This window comes from Tateyamaria omphalii (assembly GCF_014651375.1).
Lineage (GTDB): Bacteria > Pseudomonadota > Alphaproteobacteria > Rhodobacterales > Rhodobacteraceae > Tateyamaria > Tateyamaria omphalii.
Window position 1 is genome coordinate 79,671 of sequence record NZ_BMWT01000005.1, and the last position, 18,632, is coordinate 98,302.

Sequence of the window (18,632 nt, forward strand, 5' to 3'; positions counted from 1 at the left end):
CTCTTGGCGCGACAAGCGCAGGGGATGATTTGTGACCGACACCATCAAGATCGACGCGATGACTCGGGATCAGGCCGTGGCAGAGCTTGCGCGCCTGGCCGACATTCTGGCGCGCGCCAATGTTGCCTATCACACCGACGATGCCCCCGACATCAGCGATGCGGAATATGACCAACTCAAGCGTCGAAATGCAGAGATTGAGGCGCAGTTTCCCGATCTGAAAAGGGATGACAGTCCGAGCGAACAGGTGGGCGCACCGGTGGCCGACGGGTTCTCCAAGGTCACCCATGCTGTTGCGATGCTGTCGCTCTCAAATGCATTTGACGATGCGGATGTATCCGAATTTGACACCCGCATTCGAAAGTACCTTGGCCTTGGGGCAGATACGGCACTGTCCTATACGGCGGAACCGAAGATTGATGGCCTGTCCTTGTCTTTGCGTTACGAAGACGGCGTTCTCACGCAGGCTGCCACACGCGGCGATGGGGCCGTGGGCGAAAACGTGACAGCCAACGCGCGCACAATCGACGACATTCCTGCAACGCTTGAAAGGGCACCGGCGATTCTGGAGGTGCGTGGCGAAGTCTACATGTCGCACCCAGATTTCGAAGCGCTCAATGACCGGCAGGCAGCCGCAGGACAAAAAACATTTGCGAACCCGCGCAATGCCGCAGCCGGGTCGTTGCGCCAACTGGATGCCAACATCACACGCGCCCGACCGCTTCGGTTCTTTGCTTATGCGTGGGGTGCGTTGTCTGATCCGCTTGCGGACAGCCAAATGGGGGCAATCGAGCGGCTGTGCGCACTTGGTTTTCAGACCAATCCGCTCACCCGTCTGTGCGATGGGCCGGAGGAGATGATCGCGCATTACAAATTGATCGAACAAGAGCGCGCGACACTCGGCTATGACATCGATGGCGTTGTCTACAAGGTCAATGAGCTCGGGTTGCAGTCCCGTTTGGGCTTCCGATCCACAACGCCGCGATGGGCTGTGGCGCACAAATTCCCGGCCGAGCTGGCCTGGACCCGACTTGATGCCATCGACATTCAGGTGGGTCGCACGGGCGCACTCAGCCCGGTCGCACGCCTCACACCTGTCACTGTCGGTGGAGTCGTCGTGTCAAACGCCACGCTGCATAACGAAGACTACATCGCGGGGCGTGACAACAAGGGAGAACAGATTCGCGATGGTAAGGACATCCGTGTTGGCGACTGGGTGCAAGTCTACCGGGCCGGTGATGTGATTCCCAAGGTCGCAGATGTGGACCTTTCCAAGCGCCTCAAGGATGCACAGCCCTATATCATGCCGGACCGGTGCCCCGAGTGTAACAGCGAGGCTGTGCGCGAACCCGGTGATGCCGTGCGACGCTGTACCGGCGGGCTGATTTGCCCGGCGCAGGCGGTGGAAAAGCTCAAGCATTTTGTCAGCCGTGCCGCCTTTGACATCGACGGTCTGGGTGCGAAGCAGGTGGAACAGTTCCACAGCGACAAATGGATCGCGGAACCGGCTGACATTTTCACCCTACGCGACCGCTATGACACCGGCTTGCAGCAACTCAAAAACAGGGAAGGCTGGGGTGAGAAATCGGCGGCCAATCTGTTTGATGCGATAGATGATAGGCGCAACATTGGCCTTGGACGCATGATCTTCGCGCTCGGCATCCGTCATGTTGGCGAGGCCGCGGCGAACCTGCTGGCCACGCACTACGGAACGTGGGACGCATTCAGCACAGCGATGCGGACGGCCGAAGAAGGCAACGACGCGTGGGACGATCTGCTCAGCATTGATGGTGTCGGTGCGGTCATGGCCGGATCGCTCGCGACAACCTTCAATCAAGAAGCCGAGATCGCCAGCATCGACCGTCTTGTGGCACATCTGAACATTGAAGAGGCGGTGCGACCGGATACGTCAGGCAGCCCAGTTGCAGGAAAAACCGTCGTCTTCACCGGCACTTTGGAAAAAATGACGCGGGCCGAAGCCAAGGCGCGGGCCGAAGCATTGGGGGCCAAGGTCTCCGGCTCTGTCAGTGCCAAGACGGACTTGTTGGTGGCCGGGCCCGGTGCAGGATCGAAGGCGAAAAAGGCGGCTGATTTGGGCATTGAAACCATCGATGAGGATGGCTGGCTGGATCTGATCGGCGCGCTATGAGCCGCCCGGAAGTCCTGTTCCCGCTCTTTGCGGAGCTTGAAACGCTCGACGGCGTTGGGCCCAAAACGGCGCAGAATCTGGGTCACATGGGTATCGCTGCACCGCGTGATCTTTTGTTTACCTTGCCGCATACAGGCGTTGATCGCGCCTTGCGGGAAACCGTTGAAGGGGCCGCACTGCCAACAACTCTGACCGTTAAGGTTACGGTCGGTGCCCATCATCCCGCCCGTAATCGGGGCGGTGCATACCGTATTCATGTTGAGGATGCGCAGACCAGTTTCCAACTCGTCTTTTTCCACGGGCGCAGCGATTATCTGAACAAGGTGCTGCCCACCGGCAGCACCCGCGTTGTGTCTGGCAAGGTCGAATTGTTTGACGGCATCGCGAACATGGTGCATCCGGACCATATTCTGCCCGTGGAAGAGGCCGGTGATATCCCGCCGTTTGAACCGGTCTACCCTCTGACGGCAGGGGTCACACAAAAGACCATGTTCAAGGCCACCCGTTCTGCCTTAGCCCGTGCGCGGGAATTCGCAGAATGGATTGATCCGGGGCAATTGGCACATCAAAAATGGCCCGATTTCGCCGCTGCACTGAGGACGGTGCATATGCCTGAGGGACAGGGTGACCTGTCTCCAGAGTCTGTCGCGCGTACGCGGCTGGCATATGACGAGTTGATGGCGCATCAGCTGACGCTCGCCCTGGCCCGTGCCTCTGAACGTCAGGCGGTCGGGATTGAAACTCGCGGCACCGAACGGTTGCAAGCCCGTGTGCGCGCTGCACTGCCTTATGCACCGACCGGTGCTCAGGAACGCGCCATTGCCGAGATAGCCGGGAACATGGCGGCACCCACGCGCATGAACCGCCTTTTGCAGGGCGATGTCGGGGCGGGCAAAACGCTCGTCGCTTTCATGGCCCTGCTGATTGCGGTCGAAGCAGGCGGGCAGGGGGTGATGATGGCGCCCACAGAAATCCTGGCGCGTCAGCATCTGGAAGGCTTGCAACCCCTGGCCGAAGATGCCGGAGTTGTTCTGGAGCTGCTGACGGGGCGGGACAAAGGGGCGGAACGTCGCGCGAAACTGTCAGCGCTGGCCCGCGGTGACATTCAGATTCTCGTGGGCACACATGCTGCGTTTCAGGACGATGTTGTGTTCTCTGATCTGCGATTGGCGATTGTGGATGAACAGCACCGCTTTGGCGTGCGGCAACGGCTGGCCCTTGGCAAAAAGGGGGGCGCGGCGGATGTGCTGGTGATGACCGCCACACCGATCCCGCGCTCGCTGGCCTTGGCGCAATATGGTGACATGGATGTATCGGTGTTGGACGAAAAGCCGCCAGGTCGCAAACCGATCAAGACGGCGATGGTCAGCACCGGTCGCATGGACGAGGTGGTTGCGCGTTTGCAGGCGGCGATGGACGAGGGGCGGCAATGCTACTGGGTCTGCCCGCTGGTCGAAGAAAGCGAGGCGGTTGATCTCACGGCCGCCGAGGAGCGGTTCAAACGTCTGCGCGCGGTGCTGGGGGAAGGCCGCGTTGGCTTAGTCCACGGCCAGATGCCACCTGCCGAGAAAGACGCTGCCATGGCTCGGTTCCAGGCGGGCGAGACCGGTGTGTTGGTCGCGACAACTGTGATTGAGGTTGGCGTAAACGTTCCCAACGCCACCATCATGGTGATCGAGCGGGCAGAAACCTTTGGACTTGCGCAGCTGCACCAGTTGCGTGGACGTGTGGGGCGGGGGGATGCCGCCTCAACCTGCCTGCTTCTGTACCAAGCGCCGTTGTCTGATGCCGGGCAAAAGCGGCTGGAAGTGCTGCGCGAGACCGAAGATGGGTTTCGTATTGCTGAGACGGATTTACAAATGCGGGGCTATGGCGACCTGATCGGCACAGTGCAATCCGGTGTGCCGCGATTCCAGGTGGCGGACCTTGAGCGGCAGGCTGGCTTGATGGCGGTTGCACAATCGGATGCCCGCAAATTGCTGACCGAAGACCCCGAGCTTTTGTCCCCGCGGGGACAGGCGGCGCGCGTTCTCTTGTGGCTAATGCGGCAGGACGAAGCGATCCGTTTGATTTCAGTGGGTTAGGCGATTTGTTCTAAAAAGTTCGCAAATGTTCTTAAAAAGTTCTTTACGCATCGTTAAGAATGTGAGAACAAAGAGGCAACTCGAAGATGGAGATGCCGACATGACCACGTTGCGCCAAATCAAGGATATCGCCTCCCGCGCCGAAGCCACGTTGCTTCAGGATGCTGCGGGCGCTGCGGCCCTGACGGTGATGCTGGTTGTTGCGCTGCACCTGCCGTCTTTGGTCTGAGTTTCTGCCTGCGATCTTGCTTGATCCCATACCGCGCCCGTCCCAGGTGCTGTCCCGCGTTTCACCGGCTCTGCCTGCCGTCTGAACGCACCCGTTTGCCACGGGGCTTGGATCTGTCCCACGCAAGAGACGCTTTCCCTGCGCCGCCATCCGCCCGGATGTGCGGCGCTTTTTTTTATCTGGATTGTAGTCTTGCAGTGTGTCGGAGGCCGACTGGTCAATGATTGCTCAGGCGCAATCGGACTGTAAAGCTTGTTCCATCGCTTCCGCCGTCGCTTCGATACTCAGCAGTATTGATGCATGTCGGTTCTTGTAGTCTCGGGCGGGTTCCAGAACTTCGAACCCATCAAAGGGGGCGTCCGGAACAGGACCGCCAGATTTCAGCATAGCGCGCAGCGCGTCGCGCGCCGTTTGAACTTCGTCGAGCGTGCGTCCAATGACGGCACCACCGGTAACAGCTGCCGCAGCCTGACCAAGCGCGCAGGCTTTCACATCTTGGCCAAAGCCGCTGATGCGTCCGTCTTCCACCTGGACATCAATTGTGACCGTCGACCCGCAAAGGGGCGAGCGTTTTTTGACCGTGGCGTGAGGGTCAGCCAGCCGGGCATGATGCGGAATATCAGCGGCGAGGCCCAGGATGCGGCTGGAATAAAGCTTGATCAGGTCGGTATCGGCGGGCATGGCCCCTCCGCTCTGGTGTCGTGTGGCGTTTCCACCTACATAGTCGGCTCGGACGCAGATGCAAAAGGTTTTGCCATGCCGGATTTCGATCCCAACAGCCTGAAATTCAACGACCAGGGCTTGATCCCGGCCATTGCGCAGGACGCGGACAGTCATGAGGTGTTGATGATGGCCTGGATGAATGCTGAGGCGGTTTCCCGTACCTTGGAGACCGGGCGTGTCACATATTGGTCCCGTTCGCGGCAAGCGTTCTGGATCAAGGGGGAAACCTCAGGCAATGTTCAGGAGCTTGTATCGCTGCGCGTGGATTGCGACCGCGATTGCCTGATCGCGCTTGTGAAGCAAACAGGACCGGCTTGCCACACCGGGCGGCGGACCTGTTTCTACACAGATATGACGGACGGTTCCGAGGTCGAACTGATGGCCCCGATGGAGTAGCCCCGACCTACGGGGCGGGCGGCAGGCCGACCATCCGCCTGATGTCGTCTGGGGTGGCGCCCTCAGCCCTGTACTTAGAGATCGCGCGTGCATCGTCACGCTTGGCCAGACGTTTGCCGGAATCATCCCGGATCAGGCGGTGATGGTGATAGATCGGGGTGGGCAGATCCAGCAAGTGTTGCAGGACGATATGAATGCCAGTTGCCTCCGCCAGATCCGCGCCGCGTAACACATGAGTCACCCCTTGCGCTGCGTCATCGACAACAACGGACAGATGATATGACGTGCCGATATCCCGGCGTGCCAAAACGATATCACCAATGGTCTGCGTTGGATTCTTGATCTCAATCTGCCCAGCGTGCTCACCGGTTTCAGAAAAAACGAGTTCGGCATCGATTTGAGCAATGGCCGCCACTAGATCAAGCCGCAGGGCCACGGTTTGGGGGCGCGAGCCCGTACGCGAATGCATGTGACGGCAGGTGCCAGGGTAGATTAACCCATCGGGACCGTGGGTGGGCACGCCTTCTTGCGGCGCCTGCGCGGCGTCAAGAATATCCCGTCGGTTACAATCGCATTGATACAGCAAACCCTGACGCCACAGGGTATCCAAAGCATTTGCGTAAGTATCCATGTTTTGAGATTGGCGCAGCACAGGCCTATCCCAAGCCAGACCAAGCCAACGCAAGTCGTCATAGATTTGGTCCTCCCACGTTTCCCGCGCGCGGGATTGATCGATATCTTCAATCCGCAACAGGAAAGTGCCACTCTCTGCCCGTGCCAGGTCGTGTGCCAGCATGGCGGAATAGGCGTGACCCAGATGTAGTGGACCCGTCGGTGACGGCGCAAATCGGGTAGTGAAAGTCACGCTTTTTCAAGCACGTAAACGTTGGACTTCAAGTCTATGCCGGGCAGGTGATCCCCATGCTTCTTGAACAGCAGGCGGCCAGCGCCGCAATCGGTCCACGAGGCCACACCAGCTTCGTTTGCCGGGTCTTCCAGCGCGTGGTCGTTGAAAGAGAACACCAGCTTGCCGGATTTGGGCAGCGCCCGCATCAGGGTGTGAAGCACATCAATGGGTGCCGCGCCCGCACCGATGACACCAATGGCCGCCATGGCGGAATAGCCGTCTCGGGGCAACGCGCCACCGGCCTCAATCTGATCGAGGTGCCGATACACGCCCTTGGCGCGTGCGCCTTCGAGCATCTCGGTAGATAGGTCAATACCGTCGATGGCCTCGAACCCAGCTAGCTTGAGCGCCAAACCTGACAGACCTGTCCCACAACCGAAGTCGAGGATTGGGGTCGATAGATCAGTCACATACTTCTGCAATGCCTCGGCACACCGGCCCGGGGTGGCATATCCGTTTTCGGCCACTTCCGCTTCGTAGCTGGCGGCCCAATCATCATAAAGCGCGCGGGTCGAAGCCGCGTCACGTGCCTGATAGGCCTTGTCCAAAAATCCAGTCATGCCAACAAAGTAACGGTCGGATGTGGTATCCGTCCAGTCTCTAGGCCGCGGCAGCCTGCGGGGCCAGCCAGGCCTGCCAATCTGCCTTGGCCCGATCAGTGTAGGCCTTGTAGCGGTCTTTGCGCCCACGCCGACCGCCGCGCAGCCCTTCGACGGGCGGGAACAGGCCGAAGTTTACGTTCATTGGCTGAAAGGTCTTGGCCTCGGCCCCACCGGTGATGTGGGTGATCAGGGCACCCATCGCTGTCGTGGCAGGGGGCATGTCCAATGAACCGCCAAGGATCTCCGTGGCGGCGGCGCGACCGGCCAGTAGGCCCATCGCTGCGGACTCCACGTATCCTTCGACCCCAGTGATTTGCCCGGCAAAGCGAACGTTGGGCCGTGACTTCAGACGCATGTCAGCGGTCAACAATGTGGGTGAGTTCAGGAACGTGTTGCGGTGAATGCCGCCCAGGCGTGCAAAACGCGCATTCTCGAGGCCCGGAATACGTTTGAAAACATCAGCCTGCGCGCCATACTTCATCTTGGTCTGGAAGCCGACAATATTGTAGAGCGTGCCCAGTTTGTTGTCGCGCCGCAGCTGTACCACGGCGTGCGCCTTGACGTCAGGATGGTGCGGGTTCGTGAGCCCCACGGGCTTCATCGGCCCATGGCGCAGCGTTTCGCGACCGCGTTCCGCCATCACTTCGATGGGCAGGCAGCCATCGAAGTAACCGGCTGTCTCGCCCTCGTGGAACTCCGTTTTGTCGGCGGCCAGCAGTGCGTCGATGAAGTCTTCGTACTGCTGCTTTGTCATGGGGCAATTGAGGTATGCGGTGCGCTCTTCCTCGGTCTCGCCCTTGTCATAGCGTGATTGCATCCACGCTTGGTCCATGTCGATCGAGTCGAAATAGACAATCGGTGCAATTGCGTCGAAAAACGCGAGTGCTTCGGCGCCGGTTTCCTTCGAAATCGCCTGACCCAGTGCCGTCGATGTCAAGGGACCTGTGGCGATGATCCAGTGACCATCATCTGGCAGGGCCGTGATCTCCCCATATTCGACCGAGATGTTGGGGTGCGCCCTGAGCGCGTCGGTCACCGATTGCGCAAAGGGATCACGGTCAACAGCCAGTGCGCCACCCGCGGGCAGGCGGTGCTTGTCAGCGGTTTGCATGATCAGCCCGTTTGCGGCCCGCATTTCCCAGTGCAGCAATCCAACGGCATTCTGCTCGCTATCGTCCGAGCGGAACGAGTTAGAGCAGACCATTTCGCCCAATAGGCCGGTTTGATGCGCGAACGTACCGACTTTGGGGCGCATTTCGTGGATCACGACCTGAACGCCCATGTTCGCCCCCTGCCAAGCGGCTTCGGACCCGGCCATGCCACCGCCCACGATATGAAGGATTTTTGTCATGGGCGGGATGTAGGGCATGCGCGTCGGTGGCGCAATCCATGCCCAGTCTGCTTCGGCAATTGATAAGGATCAATGTGGTCTTGCTAGGCGACCTCTATGCAAGGAGCACAATTGTACAGGACAAGACTATGACACTACTCAGACTCGCTTTCGTGGTTTCAGCACTCTTCGCCTTGCAGGCGTGCGAGGAACCGGACCGTTACCCAATCAGCGGAGAACCATGCGGCCCCGAGGATCCGGTAATTGTTGCGCCTCCTGGTGATTGCGGACCGGCCGTATAACACAATGCACCTGTCGGCGGGTCCGGAAGCTTTTCTATTGTAGGGAGGTCTTTTGGGGTCGCCGCTGCGGGGATGGTCGGTCAGAGAGAGGCTGACCTGGAGGGACCTTCCGCACTCGGCGACCCAAAAATGTCATCGGTTTGTTAACCGTGTCCAATTTGTGCCTCATTTGTGCCCAAATTGCTAGCCGTATCTTGGAAATAGTCGGTCCACGATTTGGAAACAACCAAAAGTCGTGCGGGATTTTATCTTCATTTTTGAAGCTATTGAGACCAGTTCGGCGGGCGCTTCTCAATAAACGCGTCAATGCCCTCGACGGTGTCCGGATTCATCATGTTCGTAACCATGACCTCACCGGTGTAGGTGTAGGCTTGAGCAATGGGCATCTGAAGCTGTTCGTAGAATGCTTGCTTGCCGATCTTGACTGCGCTGCCCAATTTGTCAGCGATCCGGTTGGCAAGATCCCGGGCGGTCATATCCAGCTCCTCCATCGGTACAGCGTGGTTAACAAGGCCCAGCTCAACCGCGCGCGCCGCCTCGATGAACTCGCCAGTGGTCAGCATTTCAAAGGCTTGTTTGCGTGGGATATTGCGGCTTAGCGCCACCATCGGTGTCGAACAGAACAGGCCGATATTCACACCGTTGACCCCAAACCGTGTCCCATGGGCCGCGACTGCAAGGTCGCAGGTTGCCACCAGCTGGCATCCCGCCGCGGTCGCAATGCCGTGCACCTGCGCAATGACGGGTTGGGGCAGGGACTGGATGCGCGCCATCATTGCGGCGCATCGGTCGAACAAATCTTTGAAATACGCTGTGCCACCATCTGCCGCTTGCCGCCCCGCCGTCATCTGCTTTAGATCGTGGCCCGCGCAAAACGCCTTGCCCGCACCTGACAGCACCACGGCACGCACAGAACTGTCATTCGCGACATCATCTAATGCGCCATGCAGTTCGGCAATCATTTCATCAGAGAGCGCATTCAGGCGATCAGGCGCGTTCATGCGCAGATGGGCGACGGCCCCTGTGACCTCACGTTCCAGAATTGTCATCTTGCCCTCCAACATGTTTGCGGCTCACCCTAGGGCAGGGACAAGGGAAGGAAAAGCATGGCTGTTGTAATGACTGCGCCCGAGATGAATGCGTTTCTACAAAAGGTGTTTCTGGAAGTTGCGGGTGAATTCCATGTCGAAGAGGTGACAGAAGACGGGGTTGTGCTGCGTTTGCTCGTGCAGGACCGGCATTTGCGGCCGGGCGGTACAGTTTCGGGGCCTGCTATGTTCGGATTGGCGGATGTAACCGCCTACATGGTGACTTTGGCCCATATTGGGCCGCGTGCCCTCGCCGTGACGACCAACTGTTCCATAGACTTCATGCGAAAACCGAAGGCCGGGGTTGATTTGATTGCACATGGCCGCTTGTTGAAACTGGGCAAGCAATTGTCTGTGACGGACGCCTTGTTGTTTTCGGAGGGGGACGACAAACCTGTGGCACGCGCCAGTCTCACTTATGCCATTCCGCCTCAAGGCGTTGATCTACAATAATAAAAAACGGCCGGGTCAAGCCCGGCCGTAAGGAAGAGGTCTGGCAGGTGCCACGGGGATGTCACGCCCGCCAGAACACGCGCCAAGACTCGTAATCAGCCTCGGCGGGTGTCAGTCCCACGTCGCGCAGCAGGTGCGGATCCAGCTGGCGCAAAGCCAGGCGGCTGCGACGACGTTCGGCCCATTTCGACAACACCACTGCAATGCGCAGCGCGACAACCGAGGTTGCCGGAATGCGATTCTGCGCAGTCAGGTAAGCCAGGTGCGAGGCGGGCGTTTGCATGTGATGTGCCATGGGAAACTCCTAAAATTGTATTGACACAATGTGGCGATATTGCCATGATTGTGTGATACAATATGAAATCGTGTAACGCTACGGAAACATTGTAATGGGTACAATTTGGTCGCCGGATCTGCTGGATGGGCAAGCTCCGAAATACAAGGCGGTGATGCAGGTCATCCGCCAACGCATTACGGACCATGATCTGACCCCGGGGGATAAGCTGCCCCCAGTGCGAGATCTGGCGTGGAGCCTTGGTATTACACCGGGCACCGTGGCGCGTGCTTATACGCTTTTGACGGATGATGGGACGCTGAAGGCAGAAGTGGGGCGTGGCACTTTTGTCGCGCAACCTGATGAAAAGGGACCGCTTTATTCTGATGTGCCCATTGAGGTCGACAGCGTCACGCACAATTCCGGGGCGCAGACCTGGAACGTCAATCTGTTTTCACCGCACTTGCCGAGCGTTGGGCAAGCGACATTGATCCGCAAGCTGCTGGCCAAGGTTGCGCAGGACCCACCCTCGGGGGTGATGCATTACCCAACACGAGCGGGGAGTGCGCAAGCGCGCACGGCATCGGCGGCGTGGTTGGCTGGGGCGCCGATCGGATCATTTGGGCCGGATGATATTGTCCTTGCGAATGGCGGGCAGAATGCGATTCTGTTGGTACTTCAGGCGCTTCTTCGCGGGCGACGCCCTGCCATTTTGGTTGAGGACCTTGCTTACCCGGGCTTTCGACGGGCGGCGGAGTTGTTGCGCGCAGACACAATCCCGGTCGAAATGGATGCGCATGGAGTCATCCCGGAATCATTGGATGCGGCGGCCAAGGCGCATGACGCACAGGTTTTTTGTACATCCCCCGAAGTACACAATCCTACATGCGGTTTCACACCTTCCGCCCGGCGCGAGGAACTAGCCGAAGTTGCCCGCAAGCACGATCTGCACATCCTTGAGGACGATTGTTACAGGTTGGGGCTGGCACAGGCGCCCAGCTACCGCATGATTGTACCAGAGCGAACTTGGTACATTTCATCGATCTCGAAGTCCATCACGCCAGCCTTGCGACTTGGTATTGCTGTTGCACCGAAAGGGCGGGCCAATGTCCTGCGGCGGACAGCGGAATACTCGTTCTTTGGCCTGCCGACACCGATGACGGACTTGTTTGCATCCTTGTTGGTTCACCCCGACCTACCTGATCTCATGGCAAATGCGCGCAAGGGCATTGGCACTTATGTGCAACGGGCGGTGAATGTCTTGGGGGGATATGACATCGTTTGGCGTAAGGACGTGCCATTCCTGTGGCTGCGCTTGCCCGAAGGGTGGCGTGCGGGGGCCTTTGTTCAGGCGGCGTCACAACAGGGCGTCGGTATCCGTGCTGCCGAAGACTATGCTTGCCGGGATGCGCGTACGCCGCATGCTGTGCGCATTGCCATCAATGCAGGTGTCAGCCTGCAGTCTTTCGAAGCGGCTATCGAACGATTGCGTGATCTGCTCGACAACCCACCCGATCAGATCGGGGTCTAAAGCGGACCGCCAGCGCCCCAAGTGAGGCCAAAGGCAATTGTCAGAGCGGACAATGCTGCGGCGTATCCCGTAAGCTTCGCCCATGAAAACGGACGCTCGCCATAGGTACGTCCTTGCATACCGCACACAACAACCTTCATCGCGTCGCCATTGTACTGATAGTGCAGGATCCAGACGGGCAGCAGAATGCGCCTGTATCGAACACCGCTCGTGTCAGTGATATAGCGCACGTCATGCACACCTGACTTGCCGACGTGTCCCTTGATCCGGTTGCGGATCAAAAGGTCCTTGTCCTCTGCATTTGCGGTCAGCCCTTCGGTGACAGATTGGTGGTGTCGCTCGGCGCCAAACCCGGCCAGATAACCGGGGCGGTAGGGGCGCAGTCGGCGCGGTTCAAAGTCATGCAGGATGCCGTCCCGGATCAAGGGGGTGATGTGAGGCGACGCGGGGACCAGCAGATCGTCAAAGGTGATGCGCAGCGCGCCCGAGGTCTTTCGCACAACTGTTCGCTTGTTCCTGCGTATTTTGTGCTTGGCCCAATAGTTCACGGCCTCTTCGCTATCGAAGGTCCAGAACGGGACATAAAGACCAGCCACACGGGCCTTGGAAACAATGGCTCTCAGATGAGACGGCGCGGCCCAACGCTTGGCAACCCAATCCAGGGCCGCCACCTGGGCATCGCGTTCGGGCACGCGAAACGGGATCAGCGCTTTGGTTTGAAAGCCTGTGTCGCTGGTCGCCAGCACCACCGGCCCGTCACAATAGGCGCAGCGCTCGGATAGGGTTTGGCCAACAAACACCACGTCCCCGCCGCAGGTTTCGCAATGGTGAACGCGGGTTTCGGCCAATACGGGCGGGTCATCCTCTGGCGCATCCGGATCAAAATCGAACTCTTGTGCTGCGCGGTCATCGTGTTCGGATTCCAAGCCGTGGCGTGTGGCGCAACTTGTGCAAACCAGCGCCTGTTGCGCCGGGTCATAGGCGCATTGCCCGGCGCAATTGCTGCATTGCAGTTCGGACTGTGCGGCGCCGATGTCATCCATCAGTCGGACTCCATGATGGCCATGGCGATCTCAAGCAGGATACGCAGGCGCAGCCAGCCGCGATCAATTGCAGCTCCAAGATCTCCGTTCACAGCCCAGTCGCCAATGATTGTCGCAATGAACCATGTGGTCATTGCCCAGAATGCAACCATTGACCATCCTCGGATCGATCGCAGCCAGCCGGCAGACCCGTGCTTTAACTCATGCTTGGCTTCGTAAACGGTAATCAGCTTGCGCATGGCTGGCGCACCGACAGCAGTCGCACAGGCCAATAAAGCCAATGCCGCAAGGGCAGGGGCGGCCAATTCTATCAGCATGGGGCAGGGTATCCGGGTGATTGTGTGGGGTAAAATAATACCTTATTTGCAAGCTTATGATTTTGCACGATTAAAACTGCCTTCATGCCGTTGACGCAGGTTTGCCCTGCTGTATAACCACGCAATCTGAAATTCCACCCCTCAAGGGATTCACTCATATGAAAACCTATACCGCAACACCTGCGGACATCGACAAGAAATGGATCCTGATCGACGCCGAGGGCGTTGTTCTGGGCCGTCTTGCCTCGATCGTCGCCATGCGTCTGCGTGGCAAGCACAAGCCGTCGTTCACACCCCACATGGACTGTGGCGACAACGTGATCATCATCAACGCGGACAAGATCCAGTTGACCGGCAACAAGCGCCAGGAGCATCACTACTGGCACACCGGCCATCCGGGCGGGATCAAGTCGCGCACCAAGGAGCAGATCCTTGAAGGCGCACATCCCGAGCGCGTTGTGACCCTGGCCGTCAAGAGGATGCTGCCCGGCAACCGTCTGAGCCGCCAGATCATGACCAACCTGCGTGTTTATGCCGGGGCAGAGCACCCGCATGAAGCACAAAGCCCCGAAGTTCTGGATGTGAAGTCCATGAACAAGAAAAACACCCGGAGCGCATAAGCATGGCTGACGAAATCAACACACTCGAAGACCTGCAAGCCGTCGCTGGCGACGCTGCCCCGGTCGAAGTCGAAATGACCCCGCGCGAGCCCGTCCGTGACGAGTTCGGTCGTTCCTATGCTACCGGCAAACGGAAGGACGCGGTTGCCCGTGTCTGGATCAAGCCGGGTTCTGGTAAGGTCACAGTGAACGGCAAAGAGCTGAACACCTATTTTGCGCGCCCAGTGCTGCAAATGATCCTGCGTCAACCTTTCCAGGTTGCAGGCGTTGAGGATCAGTTCGACGTCACAGCCACCGTCAAGGGCGGGGGCCTGTCCGGTCAAGCGGGCGCGGTCAAGCACGGCATCTCGAAAGCCCTGCAGCTGTACGATCCCAGCCTGCGTGGCGCTTTGAAAGCCGCAGGCTTCCTGACCCGCGACAGCCGTGTGGTTGAGCGTAAGAAATACGGTAAGGCCAAAGCGCGTAAGAGCTTCCAGTTCTCCAAGCGTTAAGCGCCGTATCATATCATCGAAAAAGCCGCCCTTCCGTGGGGCGGCTTTTTTTGTTTTCCAATACGAGGCTTCCGCCTTGCGCGTGGCGACCAAGTCGACCACCAGTGCGCAGTTTTCCAAGGTGACGAGGGTCTGCCGCACATCCAAGCTGGCGGTTTCGAGCTAGCAAATCATGGCACACATTCCGGCAGCGGCGTAGCTAGGCTCTGATTTGTCGCCACTGGCATAGGGTGATCCCTTGCCCGTGACACAGCGCGCCCCGCTTGCGGAGTTCGGCCTACAACTCAGAATTGGTTTTGTGATCACGGTACCCTGCCGTACGCTGCCCTTACGTCACCTAAAAATATCTGGGAGGAAACACCATGGACAGGATGCGCTTTGGCATCTTTCTCGCCCCGTTTCACAAGCCGGGGATCAATCCGACTCTTGCGCTGGAACAGGACCTTGAACTCGTTCAATGGCTCGACCGATGTGACTACGACGAAGTCTGGTTCGGTGAACACCACTCTGCCGGGTCCGAGATTTCAGCCAGCCCTGAGATCATGATTGCGACAGCCGCGCCACGCACGCGGCGGATCAAGCTGGGCACGGGTGTTGTTTCCGTCAGCTATCACAATCCGCTTTGGGTGGCCGAAAAGATCGTGCAACTCGACCATCTGACGCGAGGCAGGGCGATGTTAGGTCTTGGGCCCGGATCACTGCCCACTGATGCCGCGATGATCGGGTTGAGCCAAAAAGACACGCGCGGCCTGCTTGCCGATGGTCTGGACGTGATCACGCGACTGCTGCGCTCGGACGAGCCTGTCAATTTCGAGAATGATCGGTGGTTGCTCAAGGATGCACGGTTGCATCTGCGACCCTATTCCAATTTTGACCTTGCGACGGCCGCGGTAGCCTCACCAACAGGGCCCAAACTGGCTGGTAAATACGGCACCGGATTGATCTCGATTGGGGCGACAACGGCCGCCGGGTTTGATGCGCTGGCGCTGCATTGGGACGTGATTGAGGAAGAGGCCAAGCACTACGGTCACACGCCTGACCGTTCGAAATGGCGTCTTGTCGGGCTCTGCCACATTGCCGAAACTGCGGAACAGGCACGACGCGACGTGGAATATGGGATTGAACACTGGTTCAACTATTTCCAAGAAATTGCGGCATTCCCGCAGATGTCGATGCCCGGACAGAATGCCAAAGAGATGATCGACTTCATCAATGATAGCGGCTTTGGTGCGATCGGAACGCCAGAAATGTGCAAGGCGCAGATTGACCGGCTGTGGAAGCAGTCGAATGGTGGCTTTGGCGCATATCTGATGCTTGCGCACAACTGGGCGAATTTCGAAGCGACCAAGAAATCCTATGAACTGATTGCCCGTGAGGTGTTCCCACATTTCCAAGGTCAGCACCTGTCGACAATGAATGCGGCCATGCGCGCGCAAAAACTGCGCCCCGAACTGGCAGACATTCACATGAAGGCGGTGGAGACGGCTCAAGCCAAATACGCGGAAGAGAAAGACGCGCGACACACAAGCGAGCCTGCTGAATAGTCCCGAGAGAATTTGTTGCTTGCACAAATGTGCAGGCGACATTCTAGGTGTCGGGTCGGATCAATCCAAGCCCACGCAGGTAAATCCCGATCCCGGTCTCAAGTAAATCCTCGGGCGGGAAGGGCGATGTTCGGCCTGGTGAGTTGCGCGCAAACAGTTCGACAACGCCGTGGCTCAGTGCCCAGATATGTGCCGAGAACATTGAAGCGGGCGGGCGCTTGTCCTCGGGGATATGTTGGGACAGGTCGCCTGCTGCTTTCTCCAGCACGGCGTTCGCACGCGCCACAACGTCGGCGAGTTCAGGCGTTCGGTTGGTTGAAATGCCGCTTTCGAACATTGCGATATAGTGGCCGGGAAACCGGCGGGCAAAGGCAAGATAGGCACGTCCAGTGGCCTCAAAGGCCGCGAGCGCAGACGGTTGCCCGGATTGGTAAGCATGCTCCATCAGGTCGGCAAAGATGCCATAGCCCTGGCGCGCGCACTCGGCGATCAGGTCCTCACGTCCTTCATAGTGACGGTAGACTGCCGCCGGGGTGACACCCGCCTGTTTTGCTGCCTCGGACAGTGTGAACCCGGTGGGGCCCTTGTTTTCGATCAACTGCAGGGCAGCTTCGATCAGGGCCTGACGCAGGTTGCCGTGGTGGTACCCGCGTTTAGGCATCCCAGATATCCGGTCCGCCGCAAATCTCTTTTTCTATCTTTCCAATGGCTTGCGGATCTTTATTCGTGTAGTCAAGCCCATGTAGAACCGTGCGGATCGCATTCAGGCGCGCGCGTTTCTTGTCATCGGATCGTACGATCGTCCATGGTGCGTGGCTGGTATGAGAACGGTCTAGGGTTTCACGGATTGCATCTGTGTAAACGTCCCATTTCTTCAGCCCCTCAACATCAATCCAGCTCAGCTTCCATTGCTTCAGTGGATCCCGCTCTCTCGCGAGAATACGGCGCAACTGTTCGGCGCGGCAGACGTTCAGCCAGAATTTGAAGACGTGAATGCCTTCATCGACCAACATCTCTTCAAACGGATTGACCTGAACAAAGAAATGCTGGCGCTGCTTGGTGGTGCAAAAGTCAAAAACCTTTTCGACCACGGCACGGTTGTACCAGCTGCGGTCAAAGAACGCGATTTCACCACCCGCTGGCAACCGCCTGATATAACGTTGAAAATACCATTCAGAGGCTTCGGTTTCGGTGGGCTTGGACAGTGCAACAACATGGGCGCCACGCGGGTTCAGATTCTCACGGAACCGCTTGATCGTGCCGCCTTTACCGGCAGCGTCCCGACCCTCAAAGACGCAAGTAACGCGCGCGCCTGTGTCCGACACCCAGCTCTGCATTTTGACCAGTTCGATCTGCAAGGCTTCCATCTCGCGCTCGTAGGCCTTTTTCCCCATCCTTTCGTCATGTGGATAGGTCGGGGTCAGGATGTCATCCTTGTCCGCTGTGCGGATCTTGTCCCGAATATCATCAGGCGCACCGGTCTCGAAAAATTCACTGATCGCGCCATCGAATGGAAGGCTCATGGTTCGAGACCTCAAGTTACTGCTCTTAACATGCAATATGGGTGAGAGAGACGTCTAACGCAAACCCGCACGGTCGGCCACGCGGTCAATTGCGGAAATTACGTCGCTGGCATGTGTGTGGTGCGGCATATGTCCCACACCCGGCAGAACTGTCAGATTGGCCCCGTCAATCTGCTCGGGCAGTTTGATCGAGTGCACGTCCAGCGGCACAATGGTATCGGCATCGCCATGCACGATTTCAACAGGTTCGGTGATCTCGCCATAGCGCTTGGACAGGTCCACGACATGCGGGCGCAGCCAGTTCACCTGGCGCGTATTGGCCCGCATGGTGTTGCGGCGCAAGGTCATTGCCGATCCAACGTGGTCCAGATACCCCTCCGGCGCTTTCTGAGGCTTGAAGATGCCAGCAACGATCATGTCAACGTAGGTTTGCGGTACAAAGGCTGACAGCAATGGGATCACCAAGGCGCCGCCCCAGGCCGTGCCCCCAACGGTGTAGGTCCAGTCGAGCGTACCCGGCCAGGGATTGGCCACACCAGCGACGGACACTATGCCAGTCAGATCATCGAACTCGACGGCCCACGCAAGGGCAACGATGCCACCAAAGGAATGGCCCAGAACAATCGGGTTCTCGACACCCAGCTTCTGTGTTGCCGCACGCAGCAGGCGCGCCTGCGTGATCGGGTCTTCATGCGCGTTGGTCCATATCCGTTCATATTCAGGTCCTGCGCGGTCGCTCCAGCCCAGCCCTGGACGATCAAGGATGGTGATCCGGTACCGGTCCTTGATCAAGTCGGCAAAGGCAAAGGTGAAATCCCGCGTGTTCCCCGATGCACCGTGGATCAGCACAAGGTCAGGGCCTTGGCCCATTTGTTCCGCGTGCACGGTGACACCATCCACGTCGAGCAATATGCCTTGCGGCGGATAATGCTCCATTGCACTGCGTTCGCGCTTTTTGGCAAGGACTTGAACCGTTCCAATGCCAACGACAGCCAGCACGGCCAACACAACCAACACTGCTTTCAT

Annotated in this window: 20 protein-coding genes; 9 read left to right on the plus strand and 11 right to left on the minus strand. The window is 58.5% G+C overall.

All coding sequences use genetic code 11. The features are described from left to right. Positions 1–58: 58 nt before the first annotated feature. From ligA to IE087_RS23690, 3 genes are all read left to right on the plus strand, one after another. Positions 59–2,149, plus strand: coding sequence for an NAD-dependent DNA ligase LigA (ligA, locus tag IE087_RS16805; RefSeq protein ID WP_189370834.1), 2,091 nt, complete (start codon positions 59–61; stop codon positions 2,147–2,149). Beyond that, a complete protein-coding gene (gene recG / locus IE087_RS16810) occupies positions 2,146–4,233 on the plus strand; it encodes an ATP-dependent DNA helicase RecG (protein WP_189370534.1) in 2,088 nt (695 codons plus the stop codon). The genes ligA and recG overlap by 4 nt, the downstream gene beginning before the upstream one ends. 100 nt (positions 4,234–4,333) lie before the next feature. Beyond that, positions 4,334–4,462, plus strand: a complete 129-nt coding sequence (locus tag IE087_RS23690; protein ID WP_268244657.1) for a hypothetical protein — start codon at positions 4,334–4,336, stop codon at positions 4,460–4,462. A 228-nt stretch (positions 4,463–4,690) separates the two neighbouring features. On the opposite strand, the gene IE087_RS16815 is transcribed toward IE087_RS23690, so the two are convergent. After that, the gene (locus IE087_RS16815) at positions 4,691–5,143 is read right to left on the minus strand and encodes an iron-sulfur cluster assembly scaffold protein (RefSeq protein WP_189370535.1); all 453 of its coding nucleotides are present in this window, start codon (positions 5,141–5,143) and stop codon (positions 4,691–4,693) included. Between the two features lie 75 nt (positions 5,144–5,218). Between IE087_RS16815 and hisI the strand changes: the two genes are divergently transcribed. Next, entirely contained in the window at positions 5,219–5,581 is a 363-nt protein-coding gene (hisI, locus tag IE087_RS16820) for a phosphoribosyl-AMP cyclohydrolase (protein WP_189370536.1), read from the plus strand. A 7-nt stretch (positions 5,582–5,588) separates the two neighbouring features. Here the strand turns inward: hisI and gluQRS are convergent, their stop codons facing one another. The 4 genes from gluQRS to IE087_RS16840 all read right to left on the minus strand — a co-directional run bounded on the left by gluQRS (position 5,589) and on the right by IE087_RS16840 (position 9,771). After that, positions 5,589–6,446: a tRNA glutamyl-Q(34) synthetase GluQRS gene (gene gluQRS, locus IE087_RS16825; protein ID WP_189370537.1), complete on the minus strand. Its 858-nt coding sequence runs from the start codon at positions 6,444–6,446 to the stop codon at positions 5,589–5,591. Beyond that, positions 6,443–7,048: a class I SAM-dependent DNA methyltransferase gene (locus IE087_RS16830; protein ID WP_189370538.1), complete on the minus strand. Its 606-nt coding sequence runs from the start codon at positions 7,046–7,048 to the stop codon at positions 6,443–6,445. Before IE087_RS16830 ends, gluQRS begins: the two co-directional genes overlap by 4 nt. A 40-nt stretch (positions 7,049–7,088) precedes the next feature. Further along, positions 7,089–8,441 carry a methylenetetrahydrofolate--tRNA-(uracil(54)-C(5))-methyltransferase (FADH(2)-oxidizing) TrmFO gene (gene trmFO, locus IE087_RS16835; protein WP_189370539.1) on the minus strand — a complete coding sequence of 451 codons (1,353 nt, stop codon included), beginning with the start codon at positions 8,439–8,441 and terminating at the stop codon, positions 7,089–7,091. A 544-nt stretch (positions 8,442–8,985) separates the two neighbouring features. Continuing rightward, positions 8,986–9,771 (minus strand): enoyl-CoA hydratase, encoded by a 786-nt coding sequence (locus IE087_RS16840; protein WP_189370540.1) that lies wholly within the window; start codon positions 9,769–9,771, stop codon positions 8,986–8,988. Positions 9,772–9,828: 57 nt separating this feature from the next. Here IE087_RS16840 and IE087_RS16845 point away from each other — a divergent pair, with 57 nt between their 5' ends. Further along, the gene (locus IE087_RS16845; protein ID WP_189370541.1) at positions 9,829–10,263 is read left to right on the plus strand and encodes a PaaI family thioesterase; all 435 of its coding nucleotides are present in this window, start codon (positions 9,829–9,831) and stop codon (positions 10,261–10,263) included. A gap of 61 nt (positions 10,264–10,324) precedes the next feature. Here the strand turns inward: IE087_RS16845 and IE087_RS16850 are convergent, their stop codons facing one another. After that, positions 10,325–10,558, minus strand: a complete 234-nt coding sequence (locus IE087_RS16850; protein WP_229801433.1) for a DUF1127 domain-containing protein — start codon at positions 10,556–10,558, stop codon at positions 10,325–10,327. A gap of 94 nt (positions 10,559–10,652) precedes the next feature. On the opposite strand from IE087_RS16850, the gene IE087_RS16855 reads away from it, so the two are divergent. Beyond that, positions 10,653–12,068, plus strand: coding sequence for an aminotransferase-like domain-containing protein (locus tag IE087_RS16855; RefSeq protein WP_189370542.1), 1,416 nt, complete (start codon positions 10,653–10,655; stop codon positions 12,066–12,068). Here the strand turns inward: IE087_RS16855 and IE087_RS16860 are convergent. Then, positions 12,065–13,111 carry a hypothetical protein gene (locus tag IE087_RS16860; protein ID WP_189370543.1) on the minus strand — a complete coding sequence of 349 codons (1,047 nt, stop codon included), beginning with the start codon at positions 13,109–13,111 and terminating at the stop codon, positions 12,065–12,067. The two genes, IE087_RS16855 and IE087_RS16860, sit on opposite strands and share 4 nt — an antisense overlap. Beyond that, positions 13,111–13,428 (minus strand): hypothetical protein, encoded by a 318-nt coding sequence (locus IE087_RS16865; protein WP_189370544.1) that lies wholly within the window; start codon positions 13,426–13,428, stop codon positions 13,111–13,113. Before IE087_RS16865 ends, IE087_RS16860 begins: the two co-directional genes overlap by 1 nt. 158 nt (positions 13,429–13,586) lie before the next feature. Here IE087_RS16865 and rplM point away from each other — a divergent pair, with 158 nt between their 5' ends. From rplM to IE087_RS16880, 3 genes are all read left to right on the plus strand, one after another. After that, the gene (rplM, locus tag IE087_RS16870) at positions 13,587–14,048 is read left to right on the plus strand and encodes a 50S ribosomal protein L13 (protein WP_189370545.1); all 462 of its coding nucleotides are present in this window, start codon (positions 13,587–13,589) and stop codon (positions 14,046–14,048) included. Positions 14,049–14,050: 2 nt separating this feature from the next. Next, positions 14,051–14,539, plus strand: coding sequence for a 30S ribosomal protein S9 (gene rpsI, locus IE087_RS16875; RefSeq protein WP_189370546.1), 489 nt, complete (start codon positions 14,051–14,053; stop codon positions 14,537–14,539). 362 nt (positions 14,540–14,901) lie between these two features. Then, on the plus strand, positions 14,902–16,083 hold the full coding sequence (locus IE087_RS16880) for an LLM class flavin-dependent oxidoreductase (RefSeq protein WP_189370547.1): 1,182 nt from the start codon (positions 14,902–14,904) through the stop codon (positions 16,081–16,083). Between the two features lie 43 nt (positions 16,084–16,126). Here the strand turns inward: IE087_RS16880 and IE087_RS16885 are convergent, their stop codons facing one another. The 3 genes from IE087_RS16885 to IE087_RS16895 are packed head-to-tail and all read right to left on the minus strand — an operon-like array spanning position 16,127 to position 18,632. Beyond that, complete coding sequence (locus IE087_RS16885; RefSeq protein ID WP_189370548.1) at positions 16,127–16,744, minus strand: TetR/AcrR family transcriptional regulator; 618 nt, start codon at positions 16,742–16,744, stop codon at positions 16,127–16,129. Continuing rightward, positions 16,737–17,606: a polyphosphate kinase 2 gene (gene ppk2, locus IE087_RS16890; protein ID WP_189370549.1), complete on the minus strand. Its 870-nt coding sequence runs from the start codon at positions 17,604–17,606 to the stop codon at positions 16,737–16,739. The genes IE087_RS16885 and ppk2 overlap by 8 nt, the downstream gene beginning before the upstream one ends. A gap of 54 nt (positions 17,607–17,660) precedes the next feature. Next, entirely contained in the window at positions 17,661–18,632 is a 972-nt protein-coding gene (locus IE087_RS16895; RefSeq protein ID WP_229801434.1) for an alpha/beta fold hydrolase, read from the minus strand.

What these genes read in the sequence shown, in the direction of transcription:
- IE087_RS16845 (WP_189370541.1), top strand. Translation starts at nt 9,829, where the DNA reads ATGGCTGTTGTAATGACTGCGCCCGAGATGAATGCGTTTCTACAAAAG.
- rpsI (WP_189370546.1), top strand. Translation starts at nt 14,051, where the DNA reads ATGGCTGACGAAATCAACACACTCGAAGACCTGCAAGCCGTCGCTGGC.
- rplM (WP_189370545.1), top strand. Translation starts at nt 13,587, where the DNA reads ATGAAAACCTATACCGCAACACCTGCGGACATCGACAAGAAATGGATC.
- IE087_RS16860 (WP_189370543.1), bottom strand. Translation starts at nt 13,111, where the DNA reads ATGGATGACATCGGCGCCGCACAGTCCGAACTGCAATGCAGCAATTGC.
- IE087_RS16815 (WP_189370535.1), bottom strand. Translation starts at nt 5,143, where the DNA reads ATGCCCGCCGATACCGACCTGATCAAGCTTTATTCCAGCCGCATCCTG.
- ligA (WP_189370834.1), top strand. Translation starts at nt 59, where the DNA reads ATGACTCGGGATCAGGCCGTGGCAGAGCTTGCGCGCCTGGCCGACATT.
- recG (WP_189370534.1), top strand. Translation starts at nt 2,146, where the DNA reads ATGAGCCGCCCGGAAGTCCTGTTCCCGCTCTTTGCGGAGCTTGAAACG.
- IE087_RS16855 (WP_189370542.1), top strand. Translation starts at nt 10,653, where the DNA reads ATGGGTACAATTTGGTCGCCGGATCTGCTGGATGGGCAAGCTCCGAAA.
- IE087_RS16880 (WP_189370547.1), top strand. Translation starts at nt 14,902, where the DNA reads ATGGACAGGATGCGCTTTGGCATCTTTCTCGCCCCGTTTCACAAGCCG.
- trmFO (WP_189370539.1), bottom strand. Translation starts at nt 8,441, where the DNA reads ATGACAAAAATCCTTCATATCGTGGGCGGTGGCATGGCCGGGTCCGAA.
- IE087_RS16885 (WP_189370548.1), bottom strand. Translation starts at nt 16,744, where the DNA reads ATGCCTAAACGCGGGTACCACCACGGCAACCTGCGTCAGGCCCTGATC.
- hisI (WP_189370536.1), top strand. Translation starts at nt 5,219, where the DNA reads ATGCCGGATTTCGATCCCAACAGCCTGAAATTCAACGACCAGGGCTTG.
- IE087_RS16850 (WP_229801433.1), bottom strand. Translation starts at nt 10,558, where the DNA reads ATGGCACATCACATGCAAACGCCCGCCTCGCACCTGGCTTACCTGACT.
- IE087_RS16830 (WP_189370538.1), bottom strand. Translation starts at nt 7,048, where the DNA reads ATGACTGGATTTTTGGACAAGGCCTATCAGGCACGTGACGCGGCTTCG.
- IE087_RS16895 (WP_229801434.1), bottom strand. Translation starts at nt 18,632, where the DNA reads ATGAAAGCAGTGTTGGTTGTGTTGGCCGTGCTGGCTGTCGTTGGCATT.
- IE087_RS16865 (WP_189370544.1), bottom strand. Translation starts at nt 13,428, where the DNA reads ATGCTGATAGAATTGGCCGCCCCTGCCCTTGCGGCATTGGCTTTATTG.
- IE087_RS16840 (WP_189370540.1), bottom strand. Translation starts at nt 9,771, where the DNA reads ATGACAATTCTGGAACGTGAGGTCACAGGGGCCGTCGCCCATCTGCGC.
- ppk2 (WP_189370549.1), bottom strand. Translation starts at nt 17,606, where the DNA reads ATGAGCCTTCCATTCGATGGCGCGATCAGTGAATTTTTCGAGACCGGT.
- IE087_RS23690 (WP_268244657.1), top strand. Translation starts at nt 4,334, where the DNA reads ATGACCACGTTGCGCCAAATCAAGGATATCGCCTCCCGCGCCGAAGCC.